Consider the following 13,935-nt stretch of genomic DNA (forward strand, 5'->3'; position numbering starts at 1 on the left):
TATCGTGGCAAAAATCATCGTAGTGACTTCCGGTAAAGGCGGCGTGGGCAAAACCACGACCAGCGCCAGTATTGCATCAGGTTTGGCCTTGCGCGGTCACAAAACCGCGGTTATCGACTTCGACGTCGGCTTGCGCAACCTCGACCTGATTATGGGTTGCGAACGCCGCGTCGTCTATGACTTGATCAACGTCATTCAGGGCGAAGCCACGCTCAACCAAGCGTTGATTAAAGACAAAAACTGCGAAAACCTCTATATTCTGCCCGCGTCGCAAACCCGCGACAAAGACGCACTTTCCCGTGACGGCGTCGAAAAAGTGATGAACGAGTTGACTGGCGAAATGGGTTTTGAATATGTAATCTGCGATTCGCCCGCAGGTATCGAAACAGGCGCCCTTATGGCACTTTATTTTGCCGACGAAGCCATCATTACCACCAACCCCGAAGTTTCCAGCGTGCGCGACTCCGACCGCATCTTGGGCATTCTGCAAAGCAAATCGCGCAAAGCAGAGCAGGGCGGTACGGTGAAAGAACACCTGCTGATTACCCGCTACTCTCCTGAGCGCGTTGCCAAAGGCGAAATGCTGTCGGTTCAGGATATTTGCGACATTCTGCGCATTCCGCTTATCGGCGTGATTCCCGAATCGCAAAACGTGTTGCAGGCATCTAACGCCGGCGAACCGGTAATCCACCAGCAAGACGCCGTTGCCGCCGAAGCCTATAAAGACGTGATTGCCCGCCTGCTCGGCGAAAACCGCGAAATGCGTTTCCTCGACGCCGAGAAAAAAGGCTTCTTCAAACGACTGTTCGGAGGTTAAGCTATGTCGTTGATTGATATGCTTTTTGGCAGAAAGCCCAAAACCGCCAATGTCGCCCGCGACCGTCTGCAAATCATCATTGCGCAGGAGCGCGCGCAGGAAGAAGCGCCCGACTACCTGCCGACTTTGCGCAAAGAATTGCTGGAAGTCTTGTCGAAATACGTTCACGCCTCTTTAGATGATATCCGTATTTCGCAGGAAAAACACAACGGTATGGACGTTCTCGAACTCAACATCACGCTGCCGGAACAAAAAAAGGTTTGATTCATGACGCTGACCGAACTGCGTTACATCGTTGCCGTCGCGCAGGAGCGCCATTTCGGCCGCGCCGCGCGCCGCTGCTTTGTCAGCCAGCCCACCCTTTCCATCGCCATCAAAAAGCTGGAAGAAGAGCTGTCGGTATCGCTGTTTGACCGCAGCAGCAACGACATCATCACTACCGACGCGGGCGAGCGCATCGTCGCCCAAGCCCGCCGCGTATTGGAAGAGGCCGATTTAATCAAACATTTGGCCAACGAAGAGCAAAACGAGCTCGAAGGCTCGTTCAAACTCGGCCTCATCTTCACCGTTGCCCCCTATCTTCTGCCCAAGCTGATTGTATCGTTGCGCGAAGTCGCTCCCAAAATGCCGCTGATGCTCGAAGAAAACTACACCCACATCCTGACCGAATCGCTCAAGCGCGGCGATGTGGATGCCATCGTCGTCGCCGAGCCGTTTCACGAAACCGGCATCGTGACCGAACCCCTATACGACGAACCTTTCTTCGTCATCGTTCCCAAAGGCCACCACTTTGAAGAACTCGATTCCGTCACTCCGCACCTCTTGGCTCAAGAACAGGTTTTGCTGCTGACCGAAGGCAACTGTATGCGCGACCAGATTTTATCAAGCTGTTCCGAGCTGGCCGCCAAACAGAAAATCCAAGGCTTGACCAACACCCTGCAAGGCAGCTCGATCAACACCATCCGCCACATGGTTGCCAGCGGCCTCGCCATCAGCGTCATGCCCGCCACCGCGCTGACCGAAAATGACCACCTGCTGTTCAGCATCATCCCGTTTGAAGCGCCCGCCCCGCAGCGCCGCGTCGTCTTGGCCTACCGCCGCAACTTCGTGCGCCCCAAAGCCCTGACCGCCCTGCACAGCGCCATTTTAGGCTCGCATCTCAACGGCGTGAGTTTCGTAAAAGAATAGCCGTTTGGCGGATTTGGCAGACTAAAGATGCCGTCTGATACTTCGGTTACTGAGCGTAGCCGAAGTATCAGACGGCATCTTACTTTTCCTACCCGCCAAAAAACAGCCAAACGCTTGACACACACACCAAACACCTGTATAGTTCAAATCTCCTGCCGCGGGGTGGAGCAGCATGGTAGCTCGTCGGGCTCATAACCCGAAGGTCGTAGGTTCGAATCCTGCCCCCGCAACCAAATACAGAAAGGCCATCTGAAAACAGATGGCCTTTTTTCCATCCGATGCTTTCCCCTTGCCTGCAAATACTCGATGTATTAACATCAATACATCAAACAGCCGAAAGGAGCATCACCATGCACACATACAGCAGCCGCGAATTCAACCAACGCACCAGCCAAGCCCAAAAAGCTGCGCACAGCGGGCCCGTTTTCATTACCAACCGCGGCAAACCCGATTTGGTATTAATCAGTCATGAAGAGTATTTACGGCTTTCGGGGAAATTCCAATCCGCGCTCGACGTTTTAACCAATATCGAACCCGATGCCAGCGAAATCGAGCTCGAAATTCCCCCGCGCAGCAGAGCGCAGCGCCGTCCCGTGGAGTTTGACTGATGTATCTGCTCGACACCAACGCAATCAGCGAAATGCGCAAAGCCAAGCGCGGCAAGGCTGATGAAGGATTTACCGAATGGCTGTCCAAAGCAGACAAAACATTTTTCTACACCAGCGCCGTCGTCATGATGGAACTCGAGTGCGGCGTCTTGAGCATGGAGCGCAAAGACAAAGCGCAAGGCGCGGTATTGCGCGCATGGTTGGAAGCCGTTAAGGCCGACTTATTCTACTGCCGCATCCTGCCCATCGACGAAACCACCGCCGAAATCTGCGCCACCCTGCACATCCCCGACAAAAGTCCCGAAAACGACTCATGGATCGCCGCCACCGCCAAACAACACCGCCTGATCCTGATTACCCGCAACGAAACCGATTTCGAGCGCACGGGCGTGAAGCTGTTTAACCCGTTTAGCGGCTGATTTTTCAAAGCCGCCGTAGGTACGCTTAGCCGCCCCAAGCGGCGTAACCGTACAAACCCTGCCAGCCATACGGTATAACCCGCCACCCGCCGCTTTTTTCAGACGGCATCTTCTTCCAAACGGCGTTGCGTACGGTTACGGCGTACCGCCTAACCGTACCTACGCTCAGCCACCGGCAGGTTTTGGCAGCACTCGTAGGTCGTGTTAGCCCTCGGTTTTCGCGGGCGCAACACAACAAAGCGGATGCGCGATTTAACCAAAAGTGCTTAATGCCGTCTGAAAAAAAGCGGGTGCTTGTCGGGTTTGAGCATTGCAGCTTCGTGTCACGCCCGTTCCCCACTGGCACGGCCTACTCTTAAATGCTTTCAAATGCAAAACATCTGTTTTACAATTACACCACAATAAACCGCAGGAGAGCAGACATGGCTTCCACCAATTTCAACATCCGGCTCGAGCAAAGCCTGAAAGACCGCGCATTTCCCGTTATCGAAAGCTACGGCCTGACGCCCGCGCAGGCATTCAAGCTGTTTCTAAACCAAGTTGCCGAAACCAACACCCTGCCGCTTTCTTTCGATTACCGCAAAAACAGACTGACTCCGCAGGCAGAGGCCAGATTGCGCCAATCCGCAGAAGAAATGGCAGACGGCAGTTTTACAGAAAGCAGCTTTGAAGAATGGATAGGGCAATCCAAAGATGCGTAAAATCAAAAAGTCCCGTTCGTTTGACAAAGATTTCAAAAAACACGGCTTGAGTGAAAACCTGATTGAAGCCCTATACCACCTGATTCATGAACAACCCCTGCCTGAAAAATACCGTGACCATGCGTTGGCCGGTAATTTCAAAGGCTACCGCGACTGCCATATCAGACCCGATTTAGTATTGATTTACCGTCTGACCGACGATGCAGTAGAGCTGCATATGCTCGATTCACATTCAGAAATCTTCGGCTGATTTTTCAAAACCGCCAAAGGCCGTCTGAAAACACCCAAAGCCGTAGGTACGGTTAGCCGCCCCAAGCGGCGTTGCGTACGGTTACGGCGTACCGCCTAACCGTACCTACGACCCTCCTACCGTTCATCAAAGCCATTTCCACATTATCAAAATGCCATGCCGCATGACAAAAACCGTCATATGGCATAAAACGTATCCCCATATGACGGCAAAAATACAAATCTGACGAAAAACGGCACCATGCAAAAGGCATTTTGTGCGGGCATTTCGGTCTGATTTGCGCCTGAAAGGTTAAATTTCAAAATAAATCAATTTAAAAACAATGAATCAAAAAATAATCCGCAAAAAATTCCAAAGTTGGCACAAGCGTTGCTGGATACATCATGTCCGGTGAGGTTAGACAAAACACCGAATAACCGAACCGAATAGCTGTATATTCCTTCTTTTTGATGGTTTTACCAATTAAAACAAGTGCCAAGCACATTACGGATTATTTTTTAACCCGGGCGCAAGCCCAAAACAACAAGCGGGCGCAAGCCCGAAAAACCAAAAACTTTTTTCACTTTTTAAACTGGAGTATTTAACATGAAAGCAATCCAAAAAGGTTTCACCCTGATCGAGTTGATGATCGTTGTCGCGATTATCGGTATTTTGGCCGCCATCGCTCTGCCGGCTTACCAAGACTACACTGCCCGCGCGCAGATTTCTGAAGCTGTAAGCTTGGCTGACGGTCAAAAAGCAGCGGTAACCGAATACTATGCCGATAAAGGTCAATTCCCGACAAGTAATAAGGAAGCCGGTATCGCTTCATCCTCTACCATTACCGGTAAATATGTAAAAAATGTGACTGTTAAGGCTGACGGTGTGATTACTGCACTGATGAAAAGTTCAGGTGTGGCTTCAGGTGTTACCGGTGCCTCCATCGTTCTGACTCCGAAAGCTAACAATGGTTCTGTTTCTTGGACATGTGATGCTAAAAAAGGTACTGCTGATTTGGAAGACAAATACATTCCTGCTGCCTGCCGTTAATTATAAATCAATAGAAAAGGCGTATCTCTTGCGTAAGGGGTACGCTTTTTTAAACTTTAAAATTTTCTATATCTGTATGATATATTTTTGGGGGGGATCATGCTAAAACTCATACAGCGCGGGTTTACGCTTATCGAGCTGATGGTCGTGATGGCCGTTATCGGCATTTTGGCGGCGATTGCGCTGCCGATGTACCACCAATATGCAGCGCGCGCGCAGATTTCGGAGGCGTTGATTTTTGCCAGCAGCGTTAAGGCAGACATCAGTACGGCTTATTTCGGGCAGGGGTGGACGACCATGGTCAATTACAGCGGCTCAAACAGCCCGCACGGGCGCTATTTGAAAAGCATCGAGGTCAGCAATACGGGGATAATCAAGATGACGATGAATAATCAGGCTAACGAGGTTATTCGGAATAAAACGCTGACGCTGGTGCCGAAAGTCAATGCAAATGGTGTGGCGGAAAATGTTATCGAATGGGAATGCGATTCTTCGGCGGCGGATGCGATTCCGAAGAATTTTCTGCCTTCTCCCTGCCGTTAATCTTTAAAACAGAGTGATTGAAATGTCTGTATATGCGATGCTACATAAAGAATATGCGCTGCCTAAATTCTCGTTTCGCCTGCTGGTAATGGCGTTGCTGCTGGTTTTGCTGCCGAATGTTGCTTTTCTTTCAGCTGCCTACTTTACCAATACAGCCCGCCCGTTGCTGAATTTGGATTATTTTTGGGCAGCGCTGCTGTTTGTTTTGCCGTGGCGTTTCGCAAAATTTACCGGCTTATTGCTGTTTTGGCTTGCAGCGCTGTTTGATACGTTGATGATGGTCATGCAGCTTTTCCCGTTTATGGATTTGCTGGGGGCGATTTACCTTGCGCCGTTTATTATGAAGGCCCCTTTCCTGTATCAGGCGTTGACGGTATTTTTGCTGGGCTATCTGTTTCTTATTCCTATGTTTTTAGGGAAAATTGCGGGTAAAACGAATATTTACCATGTTTTATACGTGTGCGTTCCGCTGTTTGTTGCAGCATATTTTACGGGGCATCTGCAATACCATCATCGGAGTAATGTGGCCATTCTGTTTGGCGGCAATAATTTCTATTATGCAAAAAGTCAATATGCGCTTTATCGGGAAAATCAGGATTTCGATTTTTTAAAAGCGGCAGACAACGAGCCGGTTTTGCTTGAGGAAAGCCGCGAACGAGCAAGCTTACGGCTTTCAAAGCCGACGGCAAAAAAAATACTGTTTATCGTCAATGAATCTTGGGGACAGCCGAAAAACAGCAAACTCCAAGACGCGGTATTGGAAAAGATTTATGCGGAAAAATCACTTTTTTCCCAAGTAGAGACGGGATATTTCCGCGCTATCGGGGCAACTGTCGAAGGGGAATTGAGGGAATTGTGCGGTTTTGGCGGGGCGAGGGGCTTTTCGTTCCGACGGACTCCTGCCGAGAAATTTTCCAAATGTATGCCGAATATATTGCAAAAACAGGGCTATAAAACCATCGCGCTGCATGGTGCGAGCGGACAGCTTTACGACCGCTATGCTTGGTATCCTAAAGCGGGATTCAACAAGATTCAGACGGCGGAATATATGATGGGCAAGCCGACCTGCGAAGCATTTGGCGGGGTTTGCGACCGTGTCTTGTATGATGAAGTCAAACAGGGATTCCGCCAAAACGATAAATTATTTTTCTACTGGCTGACGCTGAGCACCCATGCCGACTATTCTGAAAAAGATTTATATAACCAAAGATTGAAATGCGAAGATTTCCAATTACCGAGCGATACCCTGCTTTGTCGGAATTTCCGTCTCCAAGCCCAGTTTTTCGACGGATTGGCAGCTTTGTTGAAACAGCCGGAAATGAAGGGGGCTGAAGTGATTGTGGTAGGCGACCACTCTCCGCCAGTCATTAATATCGGCGAGGTATTTAAATACCTTGAAGAGGGAGATGTCGCTTGGCTGCATTTGAAAGTTAAGGAATAAAATCGCTGCTTTCGGCCGTCTGAAAATGCCTGTCTGAAATTTTCAGACAGCCCGCGTAGGTACGGTTAGCTGCCCGAAAGGCGGCGTAACCGTACGAAACGGTGCTTGGGTACGGATGCTGCTGATGCCGTCTAAAAAAGATGGGGTGGTTTTCGGGATGCTCGGGTGGTTTATGCGGTTTGTACGGTTACGCCGCTTAAGGCGGCTAACCGTACCTACTGTATTGATGCCGATTGAAAATTGTCCTGCAATTTTGGCAGCGGATTCAATCTGGCAGATTTTCTAAAAATATACGTCTTTGTAGTATAATTTTATGTACACGATTATTGAAACGCCGATTTTTACCCGTTTATGCGATGATATTTTGGATGAGGAGGAGCGGGGCGAGTTGGCGGTTTATTTGGCGGAACATCCGTTGTCCGGTGATGTTGTGCCGAAAAGCGGCGGTTGCCGGAAATTGCGCTGGCAGCGTCGTGGGTTGGGTAAGCGTGGCGGCGCGAGGATTATTTATTTCAACCGTTTGGAAAACGGGGAAATCCATCTTTTGCTGATTTATGCGAAAGCCAAAAATGAGAATATTCCTGCGCACATTTTGCTCAAATTGAGAGAGGAGTTGTTATGAATCTGAAAGATGTTGATGCTGCAGAGCATGAGTTTACGGGTGCGGAGCTTGGGGAATTGCTGCTGGAATCCGTGCGGCAGATGAAAGCGGGCGAGGTCAGCAGGGTTTGTCATGTGGCGGTAAGCGAGGCTGTGAAGGCCAGACATAAAACGGGTATGAGCCAAAGTGAATTTGCGAAGGTGTTGGGCGTGTCGGTCAGAACGCTGCAAGGCTGGGAGCAGGGTAGGCGCCAGCCGAGCGGAGCTGCGGCGACGTTGCTGAAAATTGCCAGCAGACATCCGGAGGCTTTGTTGGAGCTGCGTTGAGGAAATGGATATGAGGCCGTCTGAAAAGTTTGTTTTTCAGGCGGCCTTACTCCGCCGTTTCCTGTAAATCCGCGCCCAATGTGCGCAGGCGGGCGAGAGCGTCTGCCCAGGCGTCGTCGAGTTGTCGGCAGGCGCTGCCTTCGGCTTTGATGCCGAAGTCGATGTGCGGCGGGACGGTGCGGCCGTCTGAAAGTGTCCGGCCGACGCTGGGCAGGCTGAAGGCGGCGATGCCGGGGTAGGCAGTCTGAATGTGTTCCATGACGGGCGTGATGCGTGATTCGGGTTGGCCGAAGATGTAGATGCTGCGCTGTCCGCGTTCGGTTTGGTGGAAGCGGTCGGCGTAATGTGTTTCCAAAACCCATTCGGCCATCGGGTGCGCCATGACGGGGAAGCCGGGGAAGAAATAGTGTCGGGCAATGGAAAATCCGGCGATGTTGTTGAACGGATTGGGAACGATTTCCGCGCCTTGCGGGAAGTCGGCCATTTTCAGGCGCTGGCAGTGTTCGGGCGTGTCCGTCGGTTCGCCGCGCTTGAGGGTAACGCCGTCGATCAGCGCGGCGGCTTCGGGATGGCGGACGATGGGAACGCCCAATGCGGCGGCTGCGGCCTGGCGCGTGTGGTCGTCGGGCGTGGCGCCGATGCCGCCGGTAACAAACGTCGGCAGTCCGTCTGAAAAGCTGCGCTGTAGTTGTTTGATTAATAATCCGGGTTCGTCGGGCAGGTATTGGACTTGGTTCAATTTGAGGCCGTGGCTTTCGAGCAGGTTTTTGAAAAACGCGAAATGTTTGTCTTGGCGGCTGCCGTGTAGGATTTCGTCGCCGATGATGATGAGGTTGAAGCGGTCGGGCATGGGGTTTCCTTAGGATGTGCGGGAGTTTTCAGACGGCCTTCGGATTGTTGGCAAGACCTGACAAACAGGCCGTCTGAAGGCATAATAATACTTTTCCCGCCGAATTTCTAAGGATTCTCCCATGAGCCAAAACCACACCATTCTGCAATCCCTCCCCGTCGGCCAAAAAGTCGGTATCGCATTTTCAGGCGGCTTGGATACTTCCGCCGCCCTGTTATGGATGAAACTGAAAGGCGCGCTGCCTTACGCCTACACCGCCAACCTCGGCCAGCCCGACGAAGACGATTACAACGCCATTCCGCAAAAAGCGATGGAATACGGTGCGGAAAACGCGCGCTTAATCGACTGCCGCGCGCAGTTGGCGCACGAGGGCATCGCGGCGATCCAATGCGGCGCGTTCCACGTTTCCACCGGCGGCATCGCCTATTTCAACACCACGCCTTTAGGCCGCGCAGTAACCGGCACCATGCTGGTGTCGGCGATGAAGGAAGACGACGTGAACATCTGGGGCGACGGCTCGACCTACAAAGGCAACGACATTGAGCGTTTCTACCGCTACGGCTTGATCACCAACCCCGCGCTGCGCATCTACAAACCCTGGCTCGACCAGCAGTTCATCGACGAACTCGGCGGCCGCCACGAAATGAGCGAATTTCTGATTGCTAACGGTTTCAACTACAAAATGTCGGTCGAAAAAGCCTATTCCACCGACTCCAACATGCTCGGCGCGACCCACGAAGCCAAAGATTTGGAATTTTTAAATTCAGGCATCAAAATCGTGAAACCGATTATGGGCGTGGCGTTCTGGGACGAAAACGTCGAAGTGAAGCCCGAAGAAGTGAGCGTGCGCTTTGAAGAAGGCGTGCCGGTTGCGCTGAACGGCAAAGAGTTTGCCGACCCCGTGGAATTGTTCTTGGAAGCCAACCGCATCGGCGGCCGCCACGGTTTGGGCATGAGCGACCAAATCGAAAACCGTATCATCGAAGCCAAATCGCGCGGCATTTACGAAGCCCCCGGCATGGCGCTGTTCCATATTGCCTACGAGCGTCTCGTTACCGGCATCCACAACGAAGACACCATCGAACAATACCGCATCAACGGCCTGCGCTTGGGCCGACTGCTCTATCAAGGCCGCTGGTTTGACAGCCAGGCGCTGATGCTGCGCGAAACCGCCCAACGCTGGGTGGCCAAAGCCGTTACCGGCGAAGTTACGCTGGAACTGCGCCGCGGCAACGACTATTCGATTCTGAACACCGAATCGCCGAACCTGACCTACCAGCCGGAACGCCTGAGCATGGAAAAAGTCGAAGGCGCCGCATTCACCCCGCTCGACCGCATCGGACAGCTCACCATGCGCAACCTCGACATCACCGACACCCGCGCCAAACTGGGCATTTATTCGCAAAGCGGTCTGCTGCAACCGGGCGAAGGCTCGGTTTTGCCGCAACTGGGTGACAAAAAATAAACGCCTGAGCCGCGTTTGGATTGAAACGTAACGGCAAGGCCGTCTGAAAAAGCAGAAATGTTTTTCAGACGGCCTTTGGCTTGGACGGCAGGCTTGGGAACGGATTTCCCGGCGCGGTTTGAGGTCTGAAAAAACAAAGAGCCGTAGGTCGGATTCTTGAATCCGACGGAAAGGGTAAAACCTCAGCGGAGTGTAAAAGCCGTCTGAAAATGTCGGATATAAATATCCATCCGACCTGCGGGAGGACGCGTTTTCAGACGGCCTCAAGCAAAAACCGCTTTGATTTTGCAATCAAAGCGGTTTTCATATTTGGTCGGAATGAGAGGATTCGAACCTCCGACCCCTTCGTCCCGAACGAAGTGCGCTACCGGGCTGCGCTACATTCCGAATAATTGTGTATTATAGCAACACGGGTTTGTCGTTGGCAAGGTATTTGTTTGGGGAGAGGCCGTCTGAAAACAGGCGGATTTTTCAGACGGCCTTTCAGCGGTACACAAATTCCGTGCCTAAATATTCGGCCAACGCGGAAACGTGCGAACGCTGCGGTGTTGTTTTTCCAATGTCAAAAGATGCGCGATGGCGCGCTGTTGCGCTTCGCCCTGCAATTCTTCGTGGTAGCGGGTAGCGAAACCGCTGAAATTCTGTTCGGGATCTTCGTGATACCGGCGCCGCAGCGCTGTGCTTGGTGTGATGTCTTTCAGCCATTCGGCGGCGGCGAATTTTTCTTTGGTCACGCCGCGCGGGTAGAGGCGGTCGATAAAGACGGCGGGGTTGCCGTCGGGCCGGTAATCGTAAATGCGTTGGACGGTAAACATGGGTATTCCTTTGTTTGGTTAGGCCGTCTGAAAAAGTAAAAAAAAACGACTTACTCTTTTTCAGGTAGCCTTTTCCGGAGGAGATGCATCGAATTTGGATTCAAAAAGATCAGGGTATAGCTTTTTAAGTTTCTCTTTCGCTAGATGAGTATGATGCCCTAGCACAAGAGTATTAATTACTGCAAATATAAATATAATTATCAAAATGGTAAAGGCTGTGTAAGCTATTGAAGTATTTTGAGTTTTACTGCTTGGTTCTATTGCTGTATTCCAATATAAAACAGCCTGAGACCAAAGTTTAGTAATACTATCTATCATTAAGGCTAATGCTGCACATATCAGGATTAAAAGTATTGTCCCTCTCAATTTTGCATCAACAACGCCTTCGATAAATATTTGCTTGTTGTTATCCCATGAAATGGAAGCTACCCCGCCTTTTGCGAAAACAAAAATTAGGATGCTTGATAAATCAACTTTATTTTTAATCAGAAAATCTAACTCCGCCAACGAAAGCTCTTTCAGATAAGGTGTTTTCAGATGTTCGGTCTGAAGTTTGAGCAGATTTGAGTAATCGTTTTCAATGGTATTTTGTATATCTGTTGATAAAAGCTGGCGGAGAAAACGCCACATTTGTGTCAGTTCTTCATCAGTCGGTTCAAATTCGCCTGAAAGGTATTTTTTAACGTTTTTACGATTGAATATTAAGGAAAAACTGGTGCGGAAAAGTTCGATAATTTGACCCATTAAGTTTCCTTTCTCTTCTAGAATCTGAGGTTAATTCATACGGCAGTTTGTTTCATAGAAAAGAGTGTTAGCAAAAAATAACCGCTGTTTTTCAGACGGCCCCAATCCCTAAAATACATCCCTCATTCCTTCCACCCCAACGCCAAGTCATACAGCGCTTTTTTGCTCTCGCCCGTAATCTTCGCGGTCAGGGCGGCGGCTTGTTTGGTGGGGAGTTCTTCGGCGAGGATTTTCATGATGTTGCGGGCGGATTCGGGCAGGTCGCTGTGTTTTTGCGGCGGGGCGGGGTGGAGGATGAGCACCATTTCGCCGCGGCTTTGGTTATTGTCGGTTTGCAAGGCCGTCTGAATGTCGGTGATGCTGCCGCTGAGGAAGGTTTCGAAGGTTTTGGTAATTTCGCGGGCAAGGGTGAGGCGGCGTTCGGGGAAAGCGGCGGCCATGTCGGCGAGGGCGGCTTCGATGCGGTGCGGGGTTTCGAACATGATTATGGGGTAGTCGGCTGCCGCCCATTGGGCGAAGAGTTTCTGCCGTTCGCCGGATTTGGGCGGGAGGAAGCCGTTGAAATGGAAGTTTGGTTCGGCGACACCGGCGACGCTCAATGCGCCCATGACGGCGCTGGCGCCGACGATGGGGACGACGGCAAATCCGGCTTCGCGTACGCGTTCGGCGAGTTTGGCGCCGGGGTCGCAGACGGCGGGGGTGCCGGCGTCGGAGACTTGGGCGACGGTGAGGCCGTCTGAAAGGAAGGCGATGATTTTGTCGGCCATCTGCTGCTCGTTGTGTTCGCGCACGCTGACGAGTTTGGCCTGTATGCCGTAGGCGGCGAGCAGTTGGGCGGTGACGCGGGTGTCTTCGGCGCAGACGACGTCGGCGTTGGCTAAGACGGCGAGCGCGCGCAGGGTAATGTCGGCCAAATTGCCGATGGGCGTGGCGACAACGTATAATGTCTGCGCGGCAAGGCTGTCGCAGGCTTTTTGATAGTGTTTTTGAAACATGATGCTAGGGCCGTCTGAAAAATAGAATGAACCACATTATAGAGAAATAAAATAAGAAAGATACAAGGCGGCAAGGCGCAGACAGTACAGGTAGTACGACAAGCCGCAGCCAACGAAGTAGATTTTTTATTTTAATGCACTAAATATAACGGGGATTGTGATGCGTTTGAACCATGCTCAGGGTGCGGCGGGCGAGGATGCCGCGCTGGCTTTTTTGGAATCCGAAGGATGCCGGCTGCTGGCGCGCAACTGGCATTGCGCGTTTGGCGAGATTGATTTGATTGTTGAGAATGACGGTATGATTTTGTTTGTTGAAGTAAAATACCGCAAAAACAGCCGTTTCGGCGGGGCTGCATACAGCATTTCGCCGTCTAAATTATTGAAACTCCAGCGAAGTGTAGAGTATTATCTGCAACGGCACGGATTGGGCGGCAAGCCCTGCCGTTTGGATGCCGTTTTAATCGAGGGAAACGCCGCACCCGTTTGGGTGCAGAACATTACAGGATGACAGAAATGACAACATTACAGGCGCGCGTGGCCGCGCATTTTGCCGAGAGCATCGAAGCCAAACGTCAGGCGGCGGAAGTTTTGGCCGGGCCGACCGCGCAGGCGGCGGAACTGATGCTGCAATGTCTGATGAACGACGGCAAAATCCTGATTTGCGGCAACGGCGGTTCGGCTGCCGACGCGCAGCATTTCGCCGCCGAAATGACGGGGCGTTTTGAAAAAGAGCGAATGGAACTCGCCGCCGTGGCGCTGACCACCGATACGTCCGCGCTGACCGCCATCGGCAACGACTACGGTTTCGACCATATTTTCAGCAAACAGGTGCGCGCATTGGGGCGCGCGGGCGACGTGTTGGTCGGTATTTCCACTTCGGGCAATTCCGCCAACGTCATCGAAGCCGTTAAAGCGGCGCACGAGCGTGATATGCACGTTGTCGCCATGACCGGCCGCGACGGCGGCAAAATCGCCGCCATGCTGAAAGACAGCGACGTGTTGCTCAATGTGCCGCACCCGCGTACCGCCCGCATTCAGGAAAACCATATCCTGCTGATTCATGCCATGTGCGACTGCATCGATTCTTCGCTGCTCGACGGAATGTAATGTTTTCAGACGGCCTGTTTGAACTTTTTCAACTTC

Annotated in this window: 19 protein-coding genes and 2 tRNA genes; 16 read left to right on the top strand and 5 right to left on the bottom strand. The window is 51.7% G+C overall.

Annotation, left to right across the window (positions count from 1 at the left end; genetic code table 11):
* The first annotated feature begins 4 nt into the window (after window positions 1-4).
* From minD to BG910_RS06940, 13 genes are all read left to right on the top strand, one after another.
* Window positions 5-817, top strand: coding sequence for a septum site-determining protein MinD (gene minD, locus BG910_RS06880; protein WP_089036204.1), 813 nt, complete (start codon window positions 5-7; stop codon window positions 815-817).
* A 3-nt stretch (window positions 818-820) separates the two neighbouring features.
* Window positions 821-1,081 (top strand): cell division topological specificity factor MinE, encoded by a 261-nt coding sequence (gene minE, locus BG910_RS06885; RefSeq protein WP_089036205.1) that lies wholly within the window; start codon window positions 821-823, stop codon window positions 1,079-1,081.
* A 3-nt stretch (window positions 1,082-1,084) separates the two neighbouring features.
* Complete coding sequence (locus tag BG910_RS06890; protein ID WP_089036206.1) at window positions 1,085-2,005, top strand: LysR substrate-binding domain-containing protein; 921 nt, start codon at window positions 1,085-1,087, stop codon at window positions 2,003-2,005.
* Between the two features lie 156 nt (window positions 2,006-2,161).
* A tRNA-Met gene (locus BG910_RS06895) sits at window positions 2,162-2,238 on the top strand.
* 117 nt (window positions 2,239-2,355) lie between these two features.
* A complete protein-coding gene (locus BG910_RS06900) occupies window positions 2,356-2,613 on the top strand; it encodes a type II toxin-antitoxin system Phd/YefM family antitoxin (protein WP_089036207.1) in 258 nt (85 codons plus the stop codon).
* Window positions 2,613-3,032, top strand: a complete 420-nt coding sequence (locus tag BG910_RS06905) for a type II toxin-antitoxin system VapC family toxin (RefSeq protein WP_089036208.1) — start codon at window positions 2,613-2,615, stop codon at window positions 3,030-3,032. Before BG910_RS06900 ends, BG910_RS06905 begins: the two co-directional genes overlap by 1 nt.
* Before the next feature lie 422 nt (window positions 3,033-3,454).
* Complete coding sequence (locus BG910_RS06910; RefSeq protein WP_089036209.1) at window positions 3,455-3,733, top strand: type II toxin-antitoxin system RelB/DinJ family antitoxin; 279 nt, start codon at window positions 3,455-3,457, stop codon at window positions 3,731-3,733.
* Entirely contained in the window at window positions 3,726-3,983 is a 258-nt protein-coding gene (locus BG910_RS06915) for a type II toxin-antitoxin system YafQ family toxin (protein ID WP_089036210.1), read from the top strand. Before BG910_RS06910 ends, BG910_RS06915 begins: the two co-directional genes overlap by 8 nt.
* A gap of 585 nt (window positions 3,984-4,568) precedes the next feature.
* Window positions 4,569-5,012 carry a pilin gene (locus tag BG910_RS06920; protein ID WP_089036211.1) on the top strand — a complete coding sequence of 148 codons (444 nt, stop codon included), beginning with the start codon at window positions 4,569-4,571 and terminating at the stop codon, window positions 5,010-5,012.
* Window positions 5,013-5,111: 99 nt separating this feature from the next.
* Window positions 5,112-5,555, top strand: coding sequence for a pilin (locus tag BG910_RS06925; protein WP_089036212.1), 444 nt, complete (start codon window positions 5,112-5,114; stop codon window positions 5,553-5,555).
* A gap of 22 nt (window positions 5,556-5,577) precedes the next feature.
* Window positions 5,578-6,996: a sulfatase-like hydrolase/transferase gene (locus BG910_RS06930; RefSeq protein ID WP_089036213.1), complete on the top strand. Its 1,419-nt coding sequence runs from the start codon at window positions 5,578-5,580 to the stop codon at window positions 6,994-6,996.
* A gap of 313 nt (window positions 6,997-7,309) precedes the next feature.
* A complete protein-coding gene (locus BG910_RS06935; protein WP_089036214.1) occupies window positions 7,310-7,618 on the top strand; it encodes a transcriptional regulator in 309 nt (102 codons plus the stop codon).
* Entirely contained in the window at window positions 7,615-7,923 is a 309-nt protein-coding gene (locus BG910_RS06940) for a helix-turn-helix domain-containing protein (RefSeq protein ID WP_089036215.1), read from the top strand. The genes BG910_RS06935 and BG910_RS06940 overlap by 4 nt, the downstream gene beginning before the upstream one ends.
* 46 nt (window positions 7,924-7,969) lie before the next feature.
* Here the strand turns inward: BG910_RS06940 and BG910_RS06945 are convergent, their stop codons facing one another.
* Window positions 7,970-8,773, bottom strand: a complete 804-nt coding sequence (locus BG910_RS06945) for a competence/damage-inducible protein A (protein ID WP_089036216.1) — start codon at window positions 8,771-8,773, stop codon at window positions 7,970-7,972.
* 121 nt (window positions 8,774-8,894) lie between these two features.
* Here BG910_RS06945 and argG point away from each other — a divergent pair, with 121 nt between their 5' ends.
* Window positions 8,895-10,238, top strand: coding sequence for an argininosuccinate synthase (gene argG, locus BG910_RS06950; protein WP_089036217.1), 1,344 nt, complete (start codon window positions 8,895-8,897; stop codon window positions 10,236-10,238).
* A 310-nt stretch (window positions 10,239-10,548) separates the two neighbouring features.
* Here the strand turns inward: argG and BG910_RS06955 are convergent.
* The 4 genes from BG910_RS06955 to rsmI form a co-directional block, all read right to left on the bottom strand.
* A tRNA-Pro gene (locus BG910_RS06955) sits at window positions 10,549-10,625 on the bottom strand.
* Between the two features lie 119 nt (window positions 10,626-10,744).
* Entirely contained in the window at window positions 10,745-11,053 is a 309-nt protein-coding gene (locus tag BG910_RS06960; protein WP_232462173.1) for a DUF488 domain-containing protein, read from the bottom strand.
* A gap of 60 nt (window positions 11,054-11,113) precedes the next feature.
* Window positions 11,114-11,797 (bottom strand): hypothetical protein, encoded by a 684-nt coding sequence (locus tag BG910_RS06965; protein ID WP_089036218.1) that lies wholly within the window; start codon window positions 11,795-11,797, stop codon window positions 11,114-11,116.
* Between the two features lie 122 nt (window positions 11,798-11,919).
* On the bottom strand, window positions 11,920-12,792 hold the full coding sequence (rsmI, locus tag BG910_RS06970; RefSeq protein WP_089036219.1) for a 16S rRNA (cytidine(1402)-2'-O)-methyltransferase: 873 nt from the start codon (window positions 12,790-12,792) through the stop codon (window positions 11,920-11,922).
* Window positions 12,793-12,952: 160 nt separating this feature from the next.
* Here rsmI and BG910_RS06975 point away from each other — a divergent pair, with 160 nt between their 5' ends.
* Together BG910_RS06975 and BG910_RS06980 are read left to right on the top strand one after the other, a co-directional pair.
* Window positions 12,953-13,300 (top strand): YraN family protein, encoded by a 348-nt coding sequence (locus tag BG910_RS06975; RefSeq protein WP_089036220.1) that lies wholly within the window; start codon window positions 12,953-12,955, stop codon window positions 13,298-13,300.
* Between the two features lie 5 nt (window positions 13,301-13,305).
* The gene (locus tag BG910_RS06980; protein WP_089037178.1) at window positions 13,306-13,899 is read left to right on the top strand and encodes a phosphoheptose isomerase; all 594 of its coding nucleotides are present in this window, start codon (window positions 13,306-13,308) and stop codon (window positions 13,897-13,899) included.
* Window positions 13,900-13,935: the final 36 nt, after the last annotated feature.

The sequence above is a fragment of the Neisseria chenwenguii genome (assembly GCF_002216145.1).
In the GTDB taxonomy this organism is placed as follows: domain Bacteria; phylum Pseudomonadota; class Gammaproteobacteria; order Burkholderiales; family Neisseriaceae; genus Neisseria; species Neisseria chenwenguii.

Excerpts from the sequence above, each read along its gene's own strand:
- minE (WP_089036205.1), top strand. The coding sequence starts at position 821 with ATGTCGTTGATTGATATGCTTTTTGGCAGAAAGCCCAAAACCGCCAAT.
- BG910_RS06890 (WP_089036206.1), top strand. The coding sequence starts at position 1,085 with ATGACGCTGACCGAACTGCGTTACATCGTTGCCGTCGCGCAGGAGCGC.
- BG910_RS06900 (WP_089036207.1), top strand. The coding sequence starts at position 2,356 with ATGCACACATACAGCAGCCGCGAATTCAACCAACGCACCAGCCAAGCC.
- BG910_RS06905 (WP_089036208.1), top strand. The coding sequence starts at position 2,613 with ATGTATCTGCTCGACACCAACGCAATCAGCGAAATGCGCAAAGCCAAG.
- BG910_RS06910 (WP_089036209.1), top strand. The coding sequence starts at position 3,455 with ATGGCTTCCACCAATTTCAACATCCGGCTCGAGCAAAGCCTGAAAGAC.
- BG910_RS06915 (WP_089036210.1), top strand. The coding sequence starts at position 3,726 with ATGCGTAAAATCAAAAAGTCCCGTTCGTTTGACAAAGATTTCAAAAAA.
- BG910_RS06920 (WP_089036211.1), top strand. The coding sequence starts at position 4,569 with ATGAAAGCAATCCAAAAAGGTTTCACCCTGATCGAGTTGATGATCGTT.
- BG910_RS06925 (WP_089036212.1), top strand. The coding sequence starts at position 5,112 with ATGCTAAAACTCATACAGCGCGGGTTTACGCTTATCGAGCTGATGGTC.
- BG910_RS06930 (WP_089036213.1), top strand. The coding sequence starts at position 5,578 with ATGTCTGTATATGCGATGCTACATAAAGAATATGCGCTGCCTAAATTC.
- BG910_RS06935 (WP_089036214.1), top strand. The coding sequence starts at position 7,310 with ATGTACACGATTATTGAAACGCCGATTTTTACCCGTTTATGCGATGAT.
- BG910_RS06940 (WP_089036215.1), top strand. The coding sequence starts at position 7,615 with ATGAATCTGAAAGATGTTGATGCTGCAGAGCATGAGTTTACGGGTGCG.
- BG910_RS06945 (WP_089036216.1), bottom strand. The coding sequence starts at position 8,773 with ATGCCCGACCGCTTCAACCTCATCATCATCGGCGACGAAATCCTACAC.
- argG (WP_089036217.1), top strand. The coding sequence starts at position 8,895 with ATGAGCCAAAACCACACCATTCTGCAATCCCTCCCCGTCGGCCAAAAA.
- BG910_RS06960 (WP_232462173.1), bottom strand. The coding sequence starts at position 11,053 with ATGTTTACCGTCCAACGCATTTACGATTACCGGCCCGACGGCAACCCC.
- BG910_RS06965 (WP_089036218.1), bottom strand. The coding sequence starts at position 11,797 with ATGGGTCAAATTATCGAACTTTTCCGCACCAGTTTTTCCTTAATATTC.
- rsmI (WP_089036219.1), bottom strand. The coding sequence starts at position 12,792 with ATGTTTCAAAAACACTATCAAAAAGCCTGCGACAGCCTTGCCGCGCAG.
- BG910_RS06975 (WP_089036220.1), top strand. The coding sequence starts at position 12,953 with ATGCGTTTGAACCATGCTCAGGGTGCGGCGGGCGAGGATGCCGCGCTG.
- BG910_RS06980 (WP_089037178.1), top strand. The coding sequence starts at position 13,306 with ATGACAACATTACAGGCGCGCGTGGCCGCGCATTTTGCCGAGAGCATC.